Genomic DNA, 19002 nt, shown 5'->3' with positions numbered 1-19002 from the left:
ATTTAATTTTAAAAAAGCTAAAAAAAACAAGTATAAATACCTGTTTTTTTAAAGAAGTGTTTTAATAATTTTTCCTACACAAAGTTTATAGTTATTAAACCAAAAAGTCAGATTTTTAAATCTGACTTTATTATAATAATTTTTTAAGAAGATTAACTTCTTGAAGGGAAAATACCTTGCATAGCAATAATATAATTAATTGCAATAAAAGGTTGTCTGTTTTCATGAGATAAATTACCTCCAGTATTACCAATTGTTACATTACTAGAAGTTGTTGAACCTCCGCCTAAAGTAATATCTGGAGTAGAAGAATTATACATTTGTATAGGGTCTGTTCCTCTACCGTTAACTTCATTTCCTGCTGCCAAAAAAGATCCCGCTGCTGGAGTATGCAAATCAGCTTCAGCAGAACTAGCTTTTATTTCTACTGTTACATCTGCTGCAGAAGCGGCATGTGTATGACTAGGCATTTGAGTTTGATTTAAAGTAATATGCTCTGCACCTCCTTTTTGTCCCAATCTATAGTCACTTAATCCAGGTCCATTTCTAGGGCCTATTGGAGCTCTACCGCGTAAATCTGGTAAACCGAAAGTAGTTCTTCCATCTCCGCCATAAGTTGTTCCTAACAAGGAAAATAAAGCTGAATATTGACTAATTGGTAATAATTGACCGTCGCAAAAGGCCCACCCTCTAGGAGCAAAATTTCCTGCGAATAACATAATTGATGCCATCATTGGATCCATAATATAAATTTTTATTGGTTAAACATAATCCAAATGTAGACCTAACTTTCAAGGGAGTTTAGAGAGCTTGTTACTGAAAAAAAAAAGGGGTATAAATACTTAAAAAATAAGTATTTATACTCTAAAATGTGATTTAACAAGGATTATAAGTTAAAATCTGGAGTGATTTCTATTAATTTTTTCTGAATTCCATAAATAACCAAACCTGCAACATTTTTAGATTGTGTTTTTAAAAGAAGGTTGTTTCTATGACCTTCTACCGTTCTTGGACTTATAAAGAGTTTTTCTGCAATTTCTGCAGTGGTCTTTTGAGCACAAATCAATTCTAAAACATCTATTTCTCTTTTAGAGAGTAGTTTTTTATCTAAATCGCTTTTTATACGTTTTCCACTAGATGATATAATATTTTCATGTATAATTGTCAATACTTTTTCATCATAATAAAAACCCTTATCATACACTTCATTAATTGTATGAACTACCATTTTTGGACTCGTGTTTTTAAGAAGGTAAGAAGAAGCGCCAACATCGATCATATTGGTAATAAAAGATTTACCATCAAAACTTGTTAATGCAATTATTTTTATGTCTGGGTGTGTTTTATGAATAACTTTAGTAGCTTCAACACCATTCATTTCTGGCATTTTTAAATCCATCAAAATAATATCTGGAAACTCTTCTGTAGTTCTTATAAAATCTACTAATTTTTTACCGTTTTCTGCTTCAAAAGAAATATTAAAATTAGGTTCTCTTTCTAATAAAAAACGAATTCCGCTTCTAAAAAGCTGCTCGTCATCGGCAATTACGATATTAATTTTTTTCATAATTCGGGGTTTTTATATTACAATTAAAATTTTAAAGCCATTACCTATTTCACTTCCAATACTATATTTTCCGTTTAATAAAGAAACTCTACTTTCTATGTTTTTCATACCAAGTCCTTTTTTACTGTCCATACTATCAGCATTAAAACCAATACCATTATCTTTATAACTGAAAACTAATTTCTTGTTTTTATATGCTATATCTATAGAACTATTATTTGCCTTACCATGTCTTACGGAGTTGTTAATTAACTCTTGCGTAATTCTAAATAGGTGTAATTCGTTTTGCGGAATTAAATGTTTCTTTGGGTAGTTTATGGTGTAGTCTATATTAATTTTTCTGCTATTGTTAAAAGAATCTGCTAATTCTTCTACTGCATCTTTAAAGCCAAACTCTTCTAATATTGGTGGTAATAGATTGTGTGCAATTTTACGAGCACTTTCTAAAGTTTTATCCGTGGCTTCTAAAATACCGTTATTAACAATACTATATTCTTCTGGGGTTAAATTTCCATCTTTTAAAAGATTTGCATTTAGGTTAATTACATTTAGTTTAGAGCTAATATCATCATGTAAATCTTGTGCAATACGTTTACGTTCTTCTTCTTGTGTAATAATGATAGATTGTATAATTTCTTTTTGATGCGTTATTTCGAGATTTTTTTTCTCAAGTTCTTTTTCCACTATTTTTTTTCTTGAGAAAAAGAAAAATAATAGTAAAGAAATTCCCATAATTAGGAGTAACAAAACACTTATTAAAACGATAGCAATCACTTGGTCTTCTTGGGTAAGGAATTTTTCCATAAGGGGTTTTGAAAAGTCAAAACAAATTTACGGAAAAATATTGTTATCGTAAATATAGCAGTTTATCTGTTGTGTTTGTTGGGTTAGATGAAAATCAGGGGTTTATACGTGGTTTTCTATTTTTAGTATAAACCCTTGATTTATGATCTCTTTTTTAAAAGTATAGGTTTTCTAAAGTTCTTATACCATTCTATAAAAATTAAGAATTGAAATATTAAGTAAAGAAATTGGTTGATATCCCATACAAATTGTTTAACTTCTCTACGACCTATGTTACCTAAGATAAATAAAAGTGTACTACAAAGTGTATAAACAAAGAACCCTGAATTAAAATAAATATACTTTTTATCTTTATTGTCGTCTATTTTTTTTATAAAAAAATAAAAGCTATAAATTAATAAAGGAATAGAGGTTAAAGCAATTTCTAATTGACTCCATTTTCTATAAGCTTTATCGTAATTATAAAAGTAAATGATAAAACAGAGAGGTAATGTAACAGTTGTAAATAAAATTATTTTTTTTAATTTTTTTAAATGAAATATTTGTAAAAAAAATAGATTTAAAAAAATAAACTGACCTGTAAAAAAATAATGACTTAAATAAAGGTTGTTTGTTCCTGAGTTATACAAGTAACTAGAATAGAGTTGAATAATAGAACATAAAATTAAATACATTATAAAGTATTTAAATTCTTTTTCTTTACTATTATAGCTTAGAATAAATAATAAAGTATTTACTATTAAAAAAAGATACCCTGTATTTACAATTAAATCATCATAATTCACCTAGTTAAATCCGTTTAAAGGGCTATTCGGATCACATTCCTCAGGACAAGGTCTTGAGAAATCATAAATAAGATCACTTTCATCATCTAAAGTAAGTCCGTCTTTAGAAGAAATCATGTCTTTACCATCTTCATCTACACCAACTATCATTAGTTTTTCTTGGTGAATTTTTTCGCCAGTATCTGGGCAAATAAATATTGCGACACCAATATAGCCTCTAACACTTGCTACGTTTTCTTTTAAAACATTTACTAAATCAGATTTAGGAATATTAAATGCTCTACAGTCATTGTATTTGTTGTAGGTAGATTCAGTTTCTCTCCATTCTTTTGCCCACTTTTTAGCTGTTTTTAGACTAATTGTTTTTTCTTCATTTTTTTGTTTTTCCATGTTTAATAGTTTTAAAATTTATAAATAATTTGGGTTAGGCTATAAATCTAAATAAAAATAAAGAAAAAGGAGGGTTAATACTTATGTTTATATTGATAAACACGTGTTTTCACCTATTTTTTTATCCCATTTAATTAAGTTTTCTAAAATTTTTATACCAATCTACAAAGACTAATATTTGATAAATAAGGTAAAGAGATGCGTTAAAAAACCAAATAAAAATCTTTATATCAGATTTGAAACTACCGGCAACAAAAATTAAAGTGCTGCATGTAATATAGACGAACAAACCTGAGTTTAAATAAATAAATTTTTTGTTATCACTATCTATTCTCCTTACTAAGAAAATAAAACTATAAATAGTTAAAGGAATAGAGGTAATTACAACTTCAAACATATTATGTTTATTTATTAATTCAGGAAACAAGAAATAGCAGAGCCCCAAAGAAAGAGAGGCAATAAACAAGTATATTTTTATAATATTAGAAAGTAATTTATTTTTAAATTCTAGTATAAAAAAGAAACTTAATAAAACTAACTGACCTATAAAGTAAAAGTGAGTATAATGAAGGTTGTTTAAATGAAGACTTGAAAGATAACTCATTCTTAATTGTATGATTAACACATACAATAAGTAAAATGCTATAATTTTAAAAGCTACCGTTTTTTTACGATAGTCTTTAAAAAAAAGAAATGTATTAAGTGCTAAAGTAATATTTCCAAGAATAATTATTATTTTAAAAATTTCTTTTAATTCCATTTTACTTCGTTAAATGACATGTAAAAGCTCTACAATCGAAGTATTTGTTATAAGAAACTTCATCATCTCTCCATTCTGTAACCCATTTTTGTGCTTTTTTTAAACTAATTCTGTTTTTTTTGACGGGTTTTTTTTCCATGTTTAATAGTGTTAAGATTTATAAATAGTTATAGGTTAGGCTATAAATTTAAATAAAAGGAATTAAAAGGGAGGATTAGTACTTGTTTTTATGTTAAAAAACACGGGTTTATAGCTATTTTTTGTCCTTTTTTTAGTTGTTTTCCTTTATCGGGTGTTTAAAAAAAAGTGTATTTTCGTTATATGCCTACACCTTTAGAACTTCAAATAAAAACCTTACCAAATGAACCCGGAGTCTATCAATATTTTGATAAAGAAGATGTAATTATTTATGTAGGTAAAGCTAAAAATTTAAAGAAAAGAGTTGCTTCTTACTTTAACAAAAACCATGAAAATGGTAAAACCAGAGTTTTAGTAAAAAAGATTGTTCGTATAAAACACATTGTTGTTAATACAGAAACCGATGCTTTATTATTAGAGAACAATCTTATTAAAAAGTACAAACCACGTTACAATGTTTTATTAAAGGATGATAAAAGCTATCCTTGGATCTGTATAAAAAAAGAGCGTTTTCCTAGAGTATTTATGACACGTAGAGTTATAAAAGATGGGTCAGAATATTTTGGGCCTTATACTTCTGTAAAAACAGTTAGAATTTTATTAGATTTAATAAAGGAGTTGTATCCGCTAAGAACATGTAAGTTCGATTTAAGTCATCAGAATGTAAATGAAGGTAAATATAAAGTCTGTTTAGAATATCATTTAAAAAACTGTAAAGGTGCTTGTGAAGGTTTAGAAACAGAAACTCATTATAACAATGCCATTGTTGAAATTAGAAATATCATAAAAGGAAACTTTAAAGAAAGTTTAGAAAAATTTCAAGCAATGATGTTGGTTTTTGCTGAAAACATGGAGTTTGAAGAAGCGCAGAAGATTAAAGAGAAATTGTATTTATTAGGCAATTATCAATCAAAAAGTACCATTATAAATCCATCGATAAATAATGTAGATGTGTTTTCTATTATTTCTGATGAAACGCATGGATATGCAAACTTTTTAAAGATATCTAACGGATCAATTATTCAATCTCATACTACAGAAATCAAGAAAAAGTTAGACGAAACTGATAAAGAATTATTAGAATTATTTATTGTTGAAATAAGGCAACGCTTCGATTCTCAATCTCCAGAAATATATGTTCCTTTTAAAGTTGATTTGGGGGAAATTGTAAAAGTTTCGGTACCTAAGTTAGGTGATAAAAAGCGCATTGTAGAACTTTCTGAGAGAAATGCAAAGTATTACAGAATGGAGCAATTTAAGCAAGTACAAATTGTTGATCCAGATAGACATGTAAAACGAATTATGGCGCAAATGAAAAAGGATTTGCGTTTACATGTAGAGCCACGTCATATAGAATGTTTCGATAATTCTAACATTCAAGGAACGCATCCTGTTGCAGCTTGTGTTGTTTTTAAAGACGGAAAACCGAGTAAAAAAGATTATAGACACTATAATATTAAAACAGTTGAAGGGCCAGATGATTTTGCTTCTATGGAAGAAGTTGTTTATAGAAGATATAAACGTTTGTTAGAAGAAGAGCAACCTTTGCCACAATTAATAATTGTCGATGGAGGAAAAGGACAATTGTCTTCTGGCTTAAAAGCGTTAGACGATTTAGGTTTAAGAGGCAAGATTGCAATAATTGGTATTGCAAAACGTTTGGAAGAAATTTATTATCCAGGAGACCCAATTCCGTTGTATTTAGATAAAAAATCTGAAACTTTAAAGATTACGCAGTACTTAAGAAATGAGGCGCACAGGTTTGGTATTACGTTTCATAGAAATAAACGGAGTAAAACTGCAATTCAGTCAGAATTAGAGCAAATTCCTGATGTTGGTGCACAAACTATTACAACTTTATTGCGTAAATTTAAGTCGGCAAAACGTGTTAAAGAAGCTCCTTTTGATGAGTTAAAAGAAGTTATTGGAAACTCAAGAGCTACAAAGGTTTATGAATATTTTCATCCTCAAAAAAAATGAAAAATTTTTTAGTTATTTCTTTTTTAATGTTCTCAATTGTTTTTCATAGTCAAGAAAAACAACCAAAAGTCGGTTTGGTTTTAAGTGGAGGTGGCGCAAAAGGTTTTGCTCACATTGGTGTTTTAAAAGAAATTGATAAAGCTGGTTTACAGATAGATTATGTTGGTGGCACAAGTATGGGTGCAATTATAGGAGGTTTATATGCAGTAGGCTATTCTGGTGAACAAATAGAACAAATAGTTTTAGAGACAGATTTTATTTCTCTTCTACAAGATAAAATACCAAGAAATTCTGAAACTTTTTTCGAAAAAGAATTCGGAGAGAAAACAGTAATTACATTACCTGTTAAAGATGGTTCTTTAGGTTTGCCAAAAGCAGTTTCTAAAGGTCAGAATGTGTTAAATTTTCTATTAGAATTATTAGCTTCAGTAGAAGGTGTTACAGATTTTAATAAGTTACCAATTCCTTTTTTTTGTATTGCTACAGATATTGAAAATGGAGGCGCTGTTTTGTTAGAAAAAGGCTCTTTACCTTTGGCTTTAAGAGCAAGTGGCTCTTTTCCTACTTTATTAAACCCTGTTGTTTTAGATGATATGTTATTGGTTGATGGTGGTGTAGCAAATAATTTTCCTGTAACTATTATGAAGTCTAAGGGAATGGATATTGTTATAGGTGTAGATGTTGAAGGACAATTGTCTCAAAAAGAAAAACTGAACTCTGTTTTAGACATTATGAATCAGATAGTGAGTTATCAGATGTATAGTAAAAGTGGGGCAGAAAAGAAAAAGTTAGATGTTTATATTAATCCAGAAATTAAAGGATACAATGTTGTTAGTTTTGATAAAAAAGAAAAAATTTTAGAAAAAGGAATTGAAGAAGCAAAGAAGTTTACAACAGTTTTTGAAGAATTAGCCTTAAAACAAACTATTAAAAAAGAACGCAAGAAATTAAATTTTGATAATCAGAAATACTTTATTTCTGATATTGATTTAACGGGTTCTAATAATTTTACAAGAGCTTTTGTTTTAGGTAAAGTAAAAATTAGAGTAGGAGATAACCTATCAAGAAAAGAGATTACTAAAAGAATTCATTTACTATCTGCAACAAAAAATTACGAAAAAATAGCTTATAATTTAACTAAAAAGAAAGATAACACCTACTCATTAAAATTCACTTTAAAAGAGTCTAACGATAATGCAAATCTAAAATTAGGTGTTCATTATGATCTGTTATATCAATCTGGACTTCTAGTAAATTATAATCAAAAAAATTTATTATTAGAAAACGATATGTTTTCGATAGATATGATTTTAGGAGATAACTTAAGGTATAACTTAGATTATTTTGTAGATAATGGGTTCTATATAAGTTATGGTTTTAGATCTCGATATAATCACTTTAACATCAATTCTAAGTTTAATCCAATAGTTTCTCAGTTTCCTGCAATAAGCAGTATTAATTTAAGATATGCAGATATCACAAATCAATTTTTTATTCAAACAACGTTTAATAGAATATTTGCTTTAGGTATTGGTTTAGAGCATAAATATGTGAGTGCAAAAACAGAAACAATTTCATCTGCAAGCAGTCATGATACTACTTTTGATAATAGTAATTATTTAAATAGTTTTGGTTATTTAAAGCTAGATACTTATGATAAAAAAAGCTTTCCTACTAAAGGATATTTTGCAGATTTAAACTTTAAATGGTACATGCTTTCATCAGATTACAACGAAGATTTTACACCTTTTGCACAAACAAAAGGAACCTTAGGTTTTGCAACTACTTTTTGGGATAAACTTACTCTAAAAATGACTAATGAGGCAGGTTTTACTTTGAATAAAACAGATTCTGATGTTTTTGATTTTTATTTGGGAGGCTACAATCAAAATTATATTAATACTTTTATTTCTTTCTATGGATATGATTTTGCTGAACTTTCTGATGATACTTTTTTAAAAACAGAATTTAATTTGAGGTATGCTTTTTCAGAGAATCATTATGCTTCTTTTATAGCAAATTATGGTCGATTACATAGAAATGTTTTTGAAAATATAGATTTGTTTAAAAATGTACTATCTGGTTATGCTATTGGTTATAGTTATGATGCTTTTATAGGGCCAATAGAATTAAAATATAGTTGGTCTCCAGATACGAATGAAAATTATTGGTTGTTTAACCTAGGTTTTTGGTTTTAGATAGTAATACTACATAAACCTAAAAAAACCGATTAGATTAGCTCTTATTCCTTCAAAATCAATCTAAAATAGACAGTAATAAGAGGTGTAATGATTCGGTTTTCTCTTTATCTAAAGAAGAAGATATCTCCGTTTTATTATCAATTATTTTAAAAAAAAATACTTGGGTAAAACTATTACAAAAAAAAACCATGAAAATAATTTCATGGTTTTTTTTGTTAAGTAAAATAGAGATTATTTCACTTGTTTTGTACTTAAATAAAACTCTTCATAAGTTTCTAATAAACTCATTAGGGCTTTTATTAAATCTTTAGTTTCTAATAAGACACTAAAGTATAACGAAGTGTTTTTAGGACTCGTTTCATCTGTTCTAATTCTTGCTACTTGTTTTTCAATAGATGATCTTACATCTTGTAATAATTCGTTTTTCTCTACTAAAAGAGCATTCAAATTATCTAGATCTCTATTTTCAAAAATAGCAGCTTCCTTAGTTAATAAATCAGATAAAGCAATGTCTATTGTTTTTAAATCTTTAATCTGACCTTTCTTTAAGTTCTTATGATTGTTATTTACGTGCTTGTAACTTGCTCTAGAAATATAACTAATAGATTGTGCTACATCTTGTAAATAACCTAAAACCATAATGTAAAATCTACTTCCTTGTACAGAAGTTTCATCTAAAGATTTAATGAAATAGAAAACGCCATCTTTTAAACTATCTATTTCTTCATTCAGTTTAGCAACGTGTTTATCTGTTTTACGTAATTTATTTAAATCATGATTCGCTAAATCATTTACAACATTTGTATATAATTTATTTACACGATTTATTACTTCAGAAATATGATCTGCACTTTCTTCAATAACTCCATTAATAGTTATTAATTCTGCTCTTTCAATATGTACTTGTTTTTTAACTTCTTTCGATTTCTTTCTGTGGATTAATGTATTTCTTCCAATTAAGAAAGCAACAACTACTAACAGAATAGGAATCATAACCATATGCCAGCTAATTAAATAGGCAACGATTGCTGCAGCTAAAAATGCTGTAATTGCTGTTAAAAACCAACCACCAACAACATTTATTACACCAGCAACTCTATAAACGGCACTTTCTCTACCCCAAGCTCTATCGGCTAAAGATGTTCCCATCGCAACCATAAAAGTTACATAAGTTGTAGATAATGGTAGTTTCATAGAGGTTGCAATAGATATTAAAATACCAGCAACAATTAAGTTTACAGACGCTCTTACCATGTCAAAAGCAGGTAATTCGTATGTTTTATCTTTAGGTAATTCTATAACTGGTTTTTGAAATTTAGAATCTACAAAAGCCAACATCTGTTTAGGGAAAATTTTACTAATTCCGAAATTAATTCCCATTGCTGCTCTTACAACAACTCTAGATAAAGGGTTTGGTTGAAATTTCTCATGACCTTCTCCTTGTCTAGATAAATCAATCCCTGTTTTTATTACATTCTGAGCTTTACTAGAAGTCCAAAGTGTAATTACCATAATACCACCTGCAAATAATAATAACCAAATGTTAGATGGTACTTTTTTTGCTAAAACACCCATAGAGAATGCATCAGCAGCAATACCAGAAACTTCCCAAGCTTGGTAAGAGTTCCATGCAGCAATTGGTACACCAACAAAGTTTACTAAATCATTTCCAGAAAAAGCCATTGCTAAAGAGAATGTACCGATTCCGATAATTAATTTTAAAACATTAATTTTAAAAGTTGAGATTAAAACTTGAGAAATAAGAGACCAAGCAACAAAACTTCCTAATATAATTAAAAGTGTATTTCCTTCAATTAAATGTTTGATGTCTTTATAAAAAGGAGTTCCTTTCATTCCTTTTATAATGATAAAATAAGTGATTGCTGTAATTGCAAATCCACCAAATAAAGCACTAATATAAGTGGCTCTCTTTTCAAAATTGAAAGAATAAATCATTCTAGAAGCAAATTGTACAATTGCTCCTACAGAAAAAGCAACAACTACAGAGAGTAGAATTCCAAAAATAATTTTAGTTGCTGTTTCGTGATTAATGTAGCTCCAAAGATCATTAAAAGATTGTGCATCGTTAGCAGATATTTTTAACAAAGAAATACAAACTGCAGCACCTAATAACTCAAATACAATAGAAACTGTTGTAGATGTTGGCATTCCTAAAGAGTTAAAGATATCTAGTAATAGAATATCTGTAATCATTACTGCCATAAAAATAATCATAATGTCTTGGAACATAAACATATTAGGATTAAAAATCCCTTTACGTGCAACTTCCATCATTCCACTAGAGGTAACTGCTCCGAAGAACACACCTAAACTAGCAATAATCATAATATTTCTTACTGATATTGCTTTTGAGCCAATGGCCGAATTTAAGAAGTTAACTGCATCGTTACTAACTCCCACAACTAAGTCAACAATAGCTAAAACAGCTAAAGCGACTAACATTAAAATATATGGATCTCCCATTTTGTTTGTTTAAATTAAGTTTTGCAAATTTATAGACATAAATAATTGTCTATGTTAGGTTTGTGTTATCTTTTGATAAATAATTAAAAATGAATATCTACTTGTAATCTAAATAATAATTGATCTGTTTTAAAGCCGATATCAGTATAACTTAAATCTGTTTGTACTTTTAAACTATGTCCTGCAATATATTTAGATAAACCTAAAGTATATTGATTTTCTGCGCCTTTACCAGTTATCGTTTTATCTAAAGAAATGTTTGTATAACGACCAGAAACTTCTACTGTTTTAGAAAGCATATATCCAGATTGTAAATTTAAACCATTACCAACTTGTACTTCATCTCCTGTTAAAGTTCCATCAGAATTTTTTGCATAAGGATCATCTGCATCTCTATTTGCATATTCTGCCATAAAAGAAAACCCTTTATGTTTATACATTGCATCTAAATAAAGTGTAGAAATGTTAGTTTGGTAAAAATCTGCACTAGAACCTTCTGAAGTACCATTTATATACATATAAGAACCCTGATTACTTCTAGTTTTAGAGGCGTTGTTATTAAAATCATATGCAATACCTAAAGATAACTTTGGTTTTTGCTCAAATTTTAAATCACTTCCTTTATAATCACCTTTACCGGCAAATTCTCCAAAAGGAAATAATTCAACTCTAGTTGTATATTGATGACCACCAAGATTTCCTCTTGTAATATTTCTTCCTTCACCTTGGGCAATTGAAAATATTTCTTTAACAACAAAATTGTCAGAGAGGTTAAACTTATGTCTTAATTGCATTCCTATATCTCTATCAATAGTAAATCTACTATTTAATAAAGAACGATCTACTTGTTGCAAGTTTGCAGAAGAAATTACACGTTCCCTGTTTCCTGGTAATTTTGTTTGACCAAACCATAAAACAAAATTTCCAGAGAAATTCCATTTTAAAACGGCATCTAAAATATATCTAGGAGCTTCGTGTGTGTAATATGATGCGCCAGATTGATCTCTGTTAGATAAACCTAATTCTACTTTGTATTTTAATTTTGGAGAAAAAGCAAAACCATCAAATTTTAAACGAGATCGTCTAATTAACATTGAAGATTCTGGATTTGTAAGACCGTTACTTACATCCCACTGAGAAGTGGCAAGCGTTTGAAACCTTAAACCTACTTTCATTGTCCAAGTACTATCTTGTCCTACTAGATTAAATAGACCTTTACCAAACTTAGGCGCATTAGTCTCTTGTGCATTAATACTTAAGAAAGCAGAAATACAAATTACTGTTACTACATTTTGTAGTATTGATAATTTCATAATTATTAGTTTTTGTCGCTGCAAATAACTAATAGTTATGTTAAGTTAATGTTAATGTAGTATTATTAAAATAAAAAAAAACTGCCTTGGCCAAAGGCAGTTAGTCATATAAAATAGTTGACAAAAACTAATTGATTTATGATGACGTTTAATCTCATTCGATTGCTACAAAAATGCAACTCATATTTAAAATTAATGTTTACTCTAAATGAATAAAATGTTAATTAATTTTTCGATTTAACATTGAGTTAATGTTTCTGTAATGCAAGCATAATCTACAACTAACATAAGGTTTACAGTACTAGTAGACTTTTGCAGATGTAAATTATACACTAAAATGAAGAAAATTTTATTTATTACTTTTTTAGCTTTAAGTCAATTTGTTGTTGCTCAAGATAAAGGAACATTAAAAGGTCTACTAACAGATAAAGAAACCAACAATGAACCATTGCCTTTTGCAAATGTTCAAATTAAAGGAACTAGCATTGGTACAACTACAGATTTTGATGGTAATTATGTTTTAAATGTAAAAACAGGTAATCATATAGTGGTTTTTAGTTTTTTAGGATATAAAACAATTGAAAAGCCAGTTATTATTAAAGCGAATGAAACTGTAACTATTAATGGCGTGCTTTCTGCAGAAGAAGGAGTTTCTTTAGATGAAATTGTGGTTAGGTCTTCTAGTTCTAAAGAATCTGTTTCTGCGCTTTTACTAGATCAAAAGAAAGCAGTTGTAATTAAAGAAAGTATTGGAGCTCAAACATTGGCAAAAACAGGAGTTTCAAATGCAGCAAATGCAACTACTAAAATTTCTGGGGTAACTAAGAGTGAAGGTTCAGGAAATATTTATATAAGAGGTTTAGGAGATCGTTATTTATCTACAACAATGAATGGTTTGCCTATTCCTTCGGATGATGTTGATAACAAAAACGTGAATCTAGATTTATTTTCTACAAACATTATTAAAAATGTAGGTATTAGTAAAACATACACAACGGCTAGTTATGCAGATCAAGGTTCTGGTAATGTAGATGTAAATTCTAAAGAATACTCTAAAAAAGGATATTCAATATCACTTTCTGGAGGAACAAATACAAATGTCTTAGATGTTTCAAACTCATTTAGAAATACTGTTATTAATAATGATGTAACTTTTGGTTTTCATAAAAAACAATACGCTTTAGAAAACTTAGTAACGCTTCAAGGTTGGGATACAGAAAAAGTAGCGAATCCTATAAATTACAGTGGTTCATTTTCTGCAGGAAGAAAGTTCGAGATTTTTGGAAAAGATGTTTCTATCTTTCTTACAGGTTCTCATTCTAAATCATTTGAATATCAAGAAGGAATTTTTAGAGCTTTTAGATCTAATATTTTAGACAAAGCTTTTCCTGATGTTTCTAATGGAGCTATTTCTGCTACAAATGATGTTGAAAGTTTTATTTCTAAAACAAATACAACAGGTTATATAAATGTTGGATTAAAATTAAATGACAACAACAAGATTAGATACAATACTTTATTTGTAAATAAATCTACGGATAATTTATACGAACAAGGAAGAAAAGGTTTTGGTTATGTTTTTGATCAAGATCCGCAAGAAGAAGGCGCTTTTGTAAGAGATCAAAACTTTAGACAAACAACAATGTTTGTAAATCAACTTTTAGGTGAGCATAAATGGAATGAGAATAATACGTTAAACTGGGCTGGAGGTTACAATTTTGTTTTAGCAGAAGAACCAAATAGAATTAGAAATGAAGTAAATATTTTAGATATTACATCTTCATCAACAATTCAATATGCACATGTTGGAGATTTTCAACAAAGAAAATCGAGTCAAAAAATTCAAGATACAGAATACAATGGTTTTGTAGAAAATAAATGGGCTTTAGGTTTAGAAGATGAGGATAATCAGAAACCATATTCTTTAAACTACGGATTAAATTATAGATATAAAGAAAGAACATTTAAATCTTTATTTGTTGGTGTAAAAGCAAAAGGATCTAAAGCACCTTCTATTGATGAGTTGTCTTCTACATTTACGTCAACAGGTTTTAATAACGGTTTAACTTTAAGAACTTCAACGGCAGATAGATTTGAAGCAGATTTATCGATTATAGCAGGTTTTGTAAACTTCGATTTTGCTTTGGATAATAAATTATCTGGTAATTTAGGTTTTCGTTTTGAAAGAGATGAAATAAATGCAATTTGGGATGTTGCTAACTATTATGACTTAGTTAATAGTAGAGAAAGAGTAGGGACTTTAAATAGAGTTTACGAAAGTTTATACCCAAGTGTTAATTTAAAGTTTGAATTATCAGAAAATAAATACTTGCGTTTTGCATCAAGTATTACACAGACATTACCTGAGTTTAAAGAATTATCTCCTTTTGAATATGTTTCTCCAACGGGTCGTGTAACTAAAGGAAATCCTGATTTAGAAAAATCAGAAATTTATAATTTCGATTTAAAATATGAAATGTTTCCACAAAAAGGACAACTTTTTTCTGCAACAGCATTTTACAAGCAAATTAACAATCCAATAAATTTAGCACAAACGAGAGGTTCATCAGGATACTTCTTTTATGCAAATACAGGAGAAAAAGCAACTGTTTATGGTTTCGAATTAGAAGCAAAAACTGATTTAATAAAAAATGCTGATGATGAAGGTGTTCTAAATTTAACAGCGAATCTTACAAAAATGTGGTTAGAGCAAGATTTACTAAAAGATTTTCAATATAAAGATGTTACCAATTCTAGTTTACAAGGAGCATCCGATTTCATTGCAAATGGTTCTTTAAGTTTTAGTGATCATAAAGAAAAAGAATTTGTAGCAACTTTAACTGGTAATTATTCTTCAGATAAAATTTACGCTTTAGGTTCTCCAGAAGATTTTTCTAATAGTGCATCGTTATATAATGATGAAATTATAGAAAAAGGATTTGTAAGTCTAGATTTAGTATTGAGCAAAGCAATTAATAAAAACTTAATGGTAAAGCTTGTTGGTAGAAATTTATTAAATCCAGAAATAAAACAAACACAGTTAGTTAAGAGTCTAATTACAGATATAGAAACCAATGAAACTGTATTGTCTTACAAAAAAGGAAGTCAGTTAACATTAAGTGTAAAATATACTTTTTAGTCAATTAACGATTACTTAACAAAACGGTTAAAATCTTAGAAACCCTAACATACTATTAATGTTTAGGTAAAGAAAAGTAAAGGATAAGATGATTTCTTTGTATAAAAATAATAACCATATCAAACTAAAAATGAAAAAATCAGTTTTTAAAATTTTAAATATTGTAGCATTTTCTATTGTTACTTTAACACTAACAAATTGTGGAAGTGAAGAACCTTCTATAATTATTGAAGAACCAACATCAGAAGTTATTGGAAACTTAAATTCTGGTGTAATGAATGGCGGTTTAGAAGAAGATTATACTTTAACTGCAAGTACTGTTTATAATTTAAATTCATCGTTTGTTGTTCAGTCAGGAGCAACCTTAACAATTCCTGCAGGAACAAGAGTACAAGCTTTAAATGGAGGAACAAGTGTTTATATTGCTGTTTTAAAAGGAGGTAAAATTAATATTCAAGGTACAGCATCTAATCCTGTATTTATGTCTTCTGCTTCTGGGAATCCTGGAGATTGGGGAGGTTTAACAATCTGTGGAGACGCAACAACTTCTGCTGGTGTTGATGCTGAAGCTGAAGTAGGTGGTTTTATCTATGGAGGAACAAATGATGCTGATAATTCAGGTTCTATAAACTATTTAGTAATTAAAGGAACTGGAGCTCAAATTAATGCAGATTCTCAATACAATGGAGTTTCTTTATACGGAGTTGGTTCTGGAACAACAATTAGTAATGTTGCAGTAATCAATGGTTCTGATGACGGTTTTGAATTTTTTGGAGGAACAGTTTCTGCAAGTAACTTATACTTAGAAAATAACGAAGATGATTCTATCGACTGGACAGAAGGTTGGAATGGTACTGTAGATAATGCTTATATTTCTCATACAATTGCAGGTTTTTCTACTGTTTTTGAAGGTGATAAAGTAAACGGTAATCCTAAGTTTAACAATATAACTGCAGTTTCTACTGTTGGAGGTACTGCTTTACAATTTAAAAAAGAATCTGGAGGTACAATTACAGGTTTGTCATTATCTGGTTATGATGTATCTATTGATATGAAAGATGATGGAGCTTTAACAAATGTTTTAATTGATGGTGTTGCTGCAAATCCATTATTATCTTACACAAATCCACCAGTTGTTACTGCTGCAGATTATACTTGGGTAAACTCAAGTGTTTCTATACCAACTTCTGTTTTACAAGGAACTGTAACAAGTAAAGTAACTTTAGATGCTTCTGTAGTTTATAGTTTAAATTCATCTTACATTGTTCAAGATGGAGGAGAATTAGTAATTCCTGCAGGAACTAAAATTGAAGCAAGAGATGGTGGAACAGGTGTTTACATCGCTGTTTTAAAAGGTGGAAAAATAGATATTCAAGGAACCGCTACAAATCCTGTAGTTATTTCTTCACCTTCAGCAACTGCAGGTGATTGGGGAGGTTTAACAATCTGTGGTGATGCAACAACTTCTGCTGGTGTTGATGCTGAAGCTGAGGTTGGTGGTTTTATCTACGGAGGAACAAATGATGCAGATAATTCTGGATCTATTAAATACTTAGTAATTAAAGGAACAGGTGCTCAAATTAATGCAGATTCTCAATATAATGGAATCTCTTTTTATGGAGTTGGTTCTGGAACTACAATTGAAAATATTTCTGTAATTAATGGAGCAGATGATGGTTTAGAATTCTTTGGAGGAACAGTTTCTGCAACAAACATCTATTTAGAAAACAATGAAGATGATTCTGTAGATTGGACAGAAGGTTGGAATGGTACAGTAACAAATACCTATATTTCTCATACAATTACTGGTTTCTCTACAGCTTTTGAAGGAGATAAAGTAAATGGAAACCCCAAGTTTGTAAACTTAACAGCTATCTCTACAGTAGATGGAACAGCTTTACAATTTAAAAAGACTTCTGGTGCTACAATTACTAACATTTGGTTAGAAGGATATGCTAAAAATATCGATATGAAAGATGATGGTCCTTTAGCAAATGTAATTATAGATGGAGTTGCTGCTTCTACAACAGCAGATTACAAAACAGGTACTAAAGTTGATGTTAGTTCTTGGTCATGGAAAACTGCAGGTCTATAAGACTTTAATTATATTTTTAAATAAAAAAGCAGGCTATTAAGCCTGCTTTTTTTATTGATATATTTTTTTAATTCCTAGTTGTTAAAGGCTAGTTTAGTTTCAGCTCTCCAATCTTTAACACCTACAACAGTATTATTATTGTAAGTAATTTCTTTTAAAGATTCTTTATTCCAAACAAACCATTTTCCAGTTTTCTTACCTTCTTTATATTGCGCAATTTGGGTTTTATTTCCTTTCTTATCAAAACTAGTCCAAATACCAGTTAATTTTTTGTCTTTAAAAAAACCTTGAACTTTAACATCTCCGTTATCAAAATAGTAAGTAGCTTTCACTAAATCACCATCTCTTTCAAAAGTTGTTTCTTTTTCTTGTGAAAATCCTAAGGCTGATATAAATAATATTGCGAGTAAAATTGCTTTTTTCATGGTCTTTTGTTTTTAGTAATTAACATTCTGCTTACACAAATATACCGATAAATTACATTAAAAACACTATTAGGTAACATTAAATTAACATTGATAAGGAGTAAAATAAACATAAGTTACTGTAAAACAGTTTTTTAGGTTGTTTTTAGACCTGAAAGCTTAACATTGGAAATGAAAAAGATTAGAAGAACTTATTGATAAAATCAAAAAATCCTCCTGAAATTATCTATTTCAGGAGGATTTTTAATATATAATTGAGATCTTTAGAATCTCCAACCAACATTTAGTCCTAATCTTGGAACTAAAATAGGAGAGTCTGTACCGAATAAGTTTCTTCCAACTCCAGCGTATAAATCAATGATTAAACCACCAGAAGCAACATATTTAGTTCCAACAGCAACTCCTAAAGCGCCATCTGTATATTTTTTATAAGAAACACCACTACCTCCTAAATTAGTAACTTCTGTTTTACCGGAATTGATCCCAATAAACCCTTCACCAAAAAAGTTCCATTGTTCGTTCGTAGAAAAATAATGACGATAATAAGGTGTAATCATTGTATTTTCATTATATCTAAAAGTAATATCTTGCTTTGCTAAATTAAAAAGTGCAGAAATACCAAAAGAAGAATCTTCGGTTAAATAGTTTTCATAAGAAAACTCAATGCTCCTTATAATTAAGGCATCAGCAATGTCTAATTTAATTTCTTGTTGTGAGTAGGCTAGAGAACTAATTAAAATTCCGAAAGCTAAAAATAATTTTTTCATTTTTGAGTATAGCGTTTTATTACTTATAATAATATGCTGCAAACATACAAAAATGCTCTCAATTGTATACTTCTTGTGTGTTTGGTTTTTGAATTTTCACTCTTTCTGTCTAAATAATTTAAATTCAGATGTTATAAAGTATTTTTTTTTGGTT

General features: G+C 28.9%; 14 protein-coding genes. 4 read left to right on the top strand and 10 right to left on the bottom strand.

Annotated features, from left to right (window positions below; genetic code table 11):
• Positions 1–152: 152 nt before the first annotated feature.
• The 6 genes from BTO07_RS09950 to BTO07_RS17330 form a co-directional block, all read right to left on the bottom strand.
• Positions 153–743 carry a phage tail protein gene (locus tag BTO07_RS09950; protein ID WP_087521082.1) on the bottom strand — a complete coding sequence of 197 codons (591 nt, stop codon included), beginning with the start codon at positions 741–743 and terminating at the stop codon, positions 153–155.
• 143 nt (positions 744–886) lie between these two features.
• Positions 887–1567, bottom strand: a complete 681-nt coding sequence (locus BTO07_RS09945) for a response regulator transcription factor (protein ID WP_087521081.1) — start codon at positions 1565–1567, stop codon at positions 887–889.
• 12 nt (positions 1568–1579) lie between these two features.
• A complete protein-coding gene (locus BTO07_RS09940) occupies positions 1580–2371 on the bottom strand; it encodes a sensor histidine kinase (RefSeq protein ID WP_087521080.1) in 792 nt (263 codons plus the stop codon).
• Positions 2372–3156: 785 nt separating this feature from the next.
• Positions 3157–3546: a hypothetical protein gene (locus BTO07_RS09930; RefSeq protein WP_087521078.1), complete on the bottom strand. Its 390-nt coding sequence runs from the start codon at positions 3544–3546 to the stop codon at positions 3157–3159.
• Between the two features lie 130 nt (positions 3547–3676).
• Positions 3677–4306, bottom strand: a complete 630-nt coding sequence (locus tag BTO07_RS09925) for a hypothetical protein (RefSeq protein WP_087521077.1) — start codon at positions 4304–4306, stop codon at positions 3677–3679.
• A gap of 1 nt (position 4307) precedes the next feature.
• The gene (locus tag BTO07_RS17330; protein WP_157663321.1) at positions 4308–4445 is read right to left on the bottom strand and encodes a hypothetical protein; all 138 of its coding nucleotides are present in this window, start codon (positions 4443–4445) and stop codon (positions 4308–4310) included.
• A 182-nt stretch (positions 4446–4627) separates the two neighbouring features.
• On the opposite strand from BTO07_RS17330, the gene uvrC reads away from it, so the two are divergent.
• On the top strand, positions 4628–6424 hold the full coding sequence (gene uvrC / locus BTO07_RS09920; protein WP_087521076.1) for an excinuclease ABC subunit UvrC: 1797 nt from the start codon (positions 4628–4630) through the stop codon (positions 6422–6424).
• On the top strand, positions 6421–8622 hold the full coding sequence (locus tag BTO07_RS09915; RefSeq protein ID WP_087521075.1) for a patatin-like phospholipase family protein: 2202 nt from the start codon (positions 6421–6423) through the stop codon (positions 8620–8622). The genes uvrC and BTO07_RS09915 overlap by 4 nt, the downstream gene beginning before the upstream one ends.
• Before the next feature lie 234 nt (positions 8623–8856).
• Here the strand turns inward: BTO07_RS09915 and BTO07_RS09910 are convergent, their stop codons facing one another.
• Positions 8857–11109 (bottom strand): inorganic phosphate transporter, encoded by a 2253-nt coding sequence (locus tag BTO07_RS09910; RefSeq protein WP_087521074.1) that lies wholly within the window; start codon positions 11107–11109, stop codon positions 8857–8859.
• A gap of 83 nt (positions 11110–11192) precedes the next feature.
• Complete coding sequence (locus BTO07_RS09905) at positions 11193–12422, bottom strand: porin (protein WP_087521073.1); 1230 nt, start codon at positions 12420–12422, stop codon at positions 11193–11195.
• A gap of 337 nt (positions 12423–12759) precedes the next feature.
• Between BTO07_RS09905 and BTO07_RS09900 the strand changes: the two genes are divergently transcribed.
• The gene (locus BTO07_RS09900; protein ID WP_087521072.1) at positions 12760–15561 is read left to right on the top strand and encodes a TonB-dependent receptor; all 2802 of its coding nucleotides are present in this window, start codon (positions 12760–12762) and stop codon (positions 15559–15561) included.
• A 130-nt stretch (positions 15562–15691) separates the two neighbouring features.
• Complete coding sequence (locus BTO07_RS09895) at positions 15692–17656, top strand: hypothetical protein (RefSeq protein WP_087521071.1); 1965 nt, start codon at positions 15692–15694, stop codon at positions 17654–17656.
• A 74-nt stretch (positions 17657–17730) separates the two neighbouring features.
• On the opposite strand, the gene BTO07_RS09890 is transcribed toward BTO07_RS09895, so the two are convergent.
• The gene (locus BTO07_RS09890) at positions 17731–18081 is read right to left on the bottom strand and encodes a toxin-antitoxin system YwqK family antitoxin (RefSeq protein ID WP_087521070.1); all 351 of its coding nucleotides are present in this window, start codon (positions 18079–18081) and stop codon (positions 17731–17733) included.
• A 263-nt stretch (positions 18082–18344) separates the two neighbouring features.
• Entirely contained in the window at positions 18345–18848 is a 504-nt protein-coding gene (locus BTO07_RS09885) for a hypothetical protein (RefSeq protein ID WP_087521069.1), read from the bottom strand.
• Positions 18849–19002 lie beyond the last annotated feature (154 nt).

It is taken from the genome of Polaribacter sp. SA4-12, assembly GCF_002163675.1.
GTDB lineage: Bacteria > Bacteroidota > Bacteroidia > Flavobacteriales > Flavobacteriaceae > Polaribacter.
Note: the sequence above shows the minus strand (reverse complement) of the source record. Positions and strands in the feature narration are given on the sequence as shown.

Coding starts and splice junctions, on each gene's coding strand:
- BTO07_RS09950 (WP_087521082.1), bottom strand. CDS start 743: ATGGATCCAATGATGGCATCAATTATGTTATTCGCAGGAAATTTTGCT.
- BTO07_RS09945 (WP_087521081.1), bottom strand. CDS start 1,567: ATGAAAAAAATTAATATCGTAATTGCCGATGACGAGCAGCTTTTTAGA.
- BTO07_RS09940 (WP_087521080.1), bottom strand. CDS start 2,371: ATGGAAAAATTCCTTACCCAAGAAGACCAAGTGATTGCTATCGTTTTA.
- BTO07_RS09930 (WP_087521078.1), bottom strand. CDS start 3,546: ATGGAAAAACAAAAAAATGAAGAAAAAACAATTAGTCTAAAAACAGCT.
- BTO07_RS09925 (WP_087521077.1), bottom strand. CDS start 4,306: ATGGAATTAAAAGAAATTTTTAAAATAATAATTATTCTTGGAAATATT.
- BTO07_RS17330 (WP_157663321.1), bottom strand. CDS start 4,445: ATGGAAAAAAAACCCGTCAAAAAAAACAGAATTAGTTTAAAAAAAGCA.
- uvrC (WP_087521076.1), top strand. CDS start 4,628: ATGCCTACACCTTTAGAACTTCAAATAAAAACCTTACCAAATGAACCC.
- BTO07_RS09915 (WP_087521075.1), top strand. CDS start 6,421: ATGAAAAATTTTTTAGTTATTTCTTTTTTAATGTTCTCAATTGTTTTT.
- BTO07_RS09910 (WP_087521074.1), bottom strand. CDS start 11,109: ATGGGAGATCCATATATTTTAATGTTAGTCGCTTTAGCTGTTTTAGCT.
- BTO07_RS09905 (WP_087521073.1), bottom strand. CDS start 12,422: ATGAAATTATCAATACTACAAAATGTAGTAACAGTAATTTGTATTTCT.
- BTO07_RS09900 (WP_087521072.1), top strand. CDS start 12,760: ATGAAGAAAATTTTATTTATTACTTTTTTAGCTTTAAGTCAATTTGTT.
- BTO07_RS09895 (WP_087521071.1), top strand. CDS start 15,692: ATGAAAAAATCAGTTTTTAAAATTTTAAATATTGTAGCATTTTCTATT.
- BTO07_RS09890 (WP_087521070.1), bottom strand. CDS start 18,081: ATGAAAAAAGCAATTTTACTCGCAATATTATTTATATCAGCCTTAGGA.
- BTO07_RS09885 (WP_087521069.1), bottom strand. CDS start 18,848: ATGAAAAAATTATTTTTAGCTTTCGGAATTTTAATTAGTTCTCTAGCC.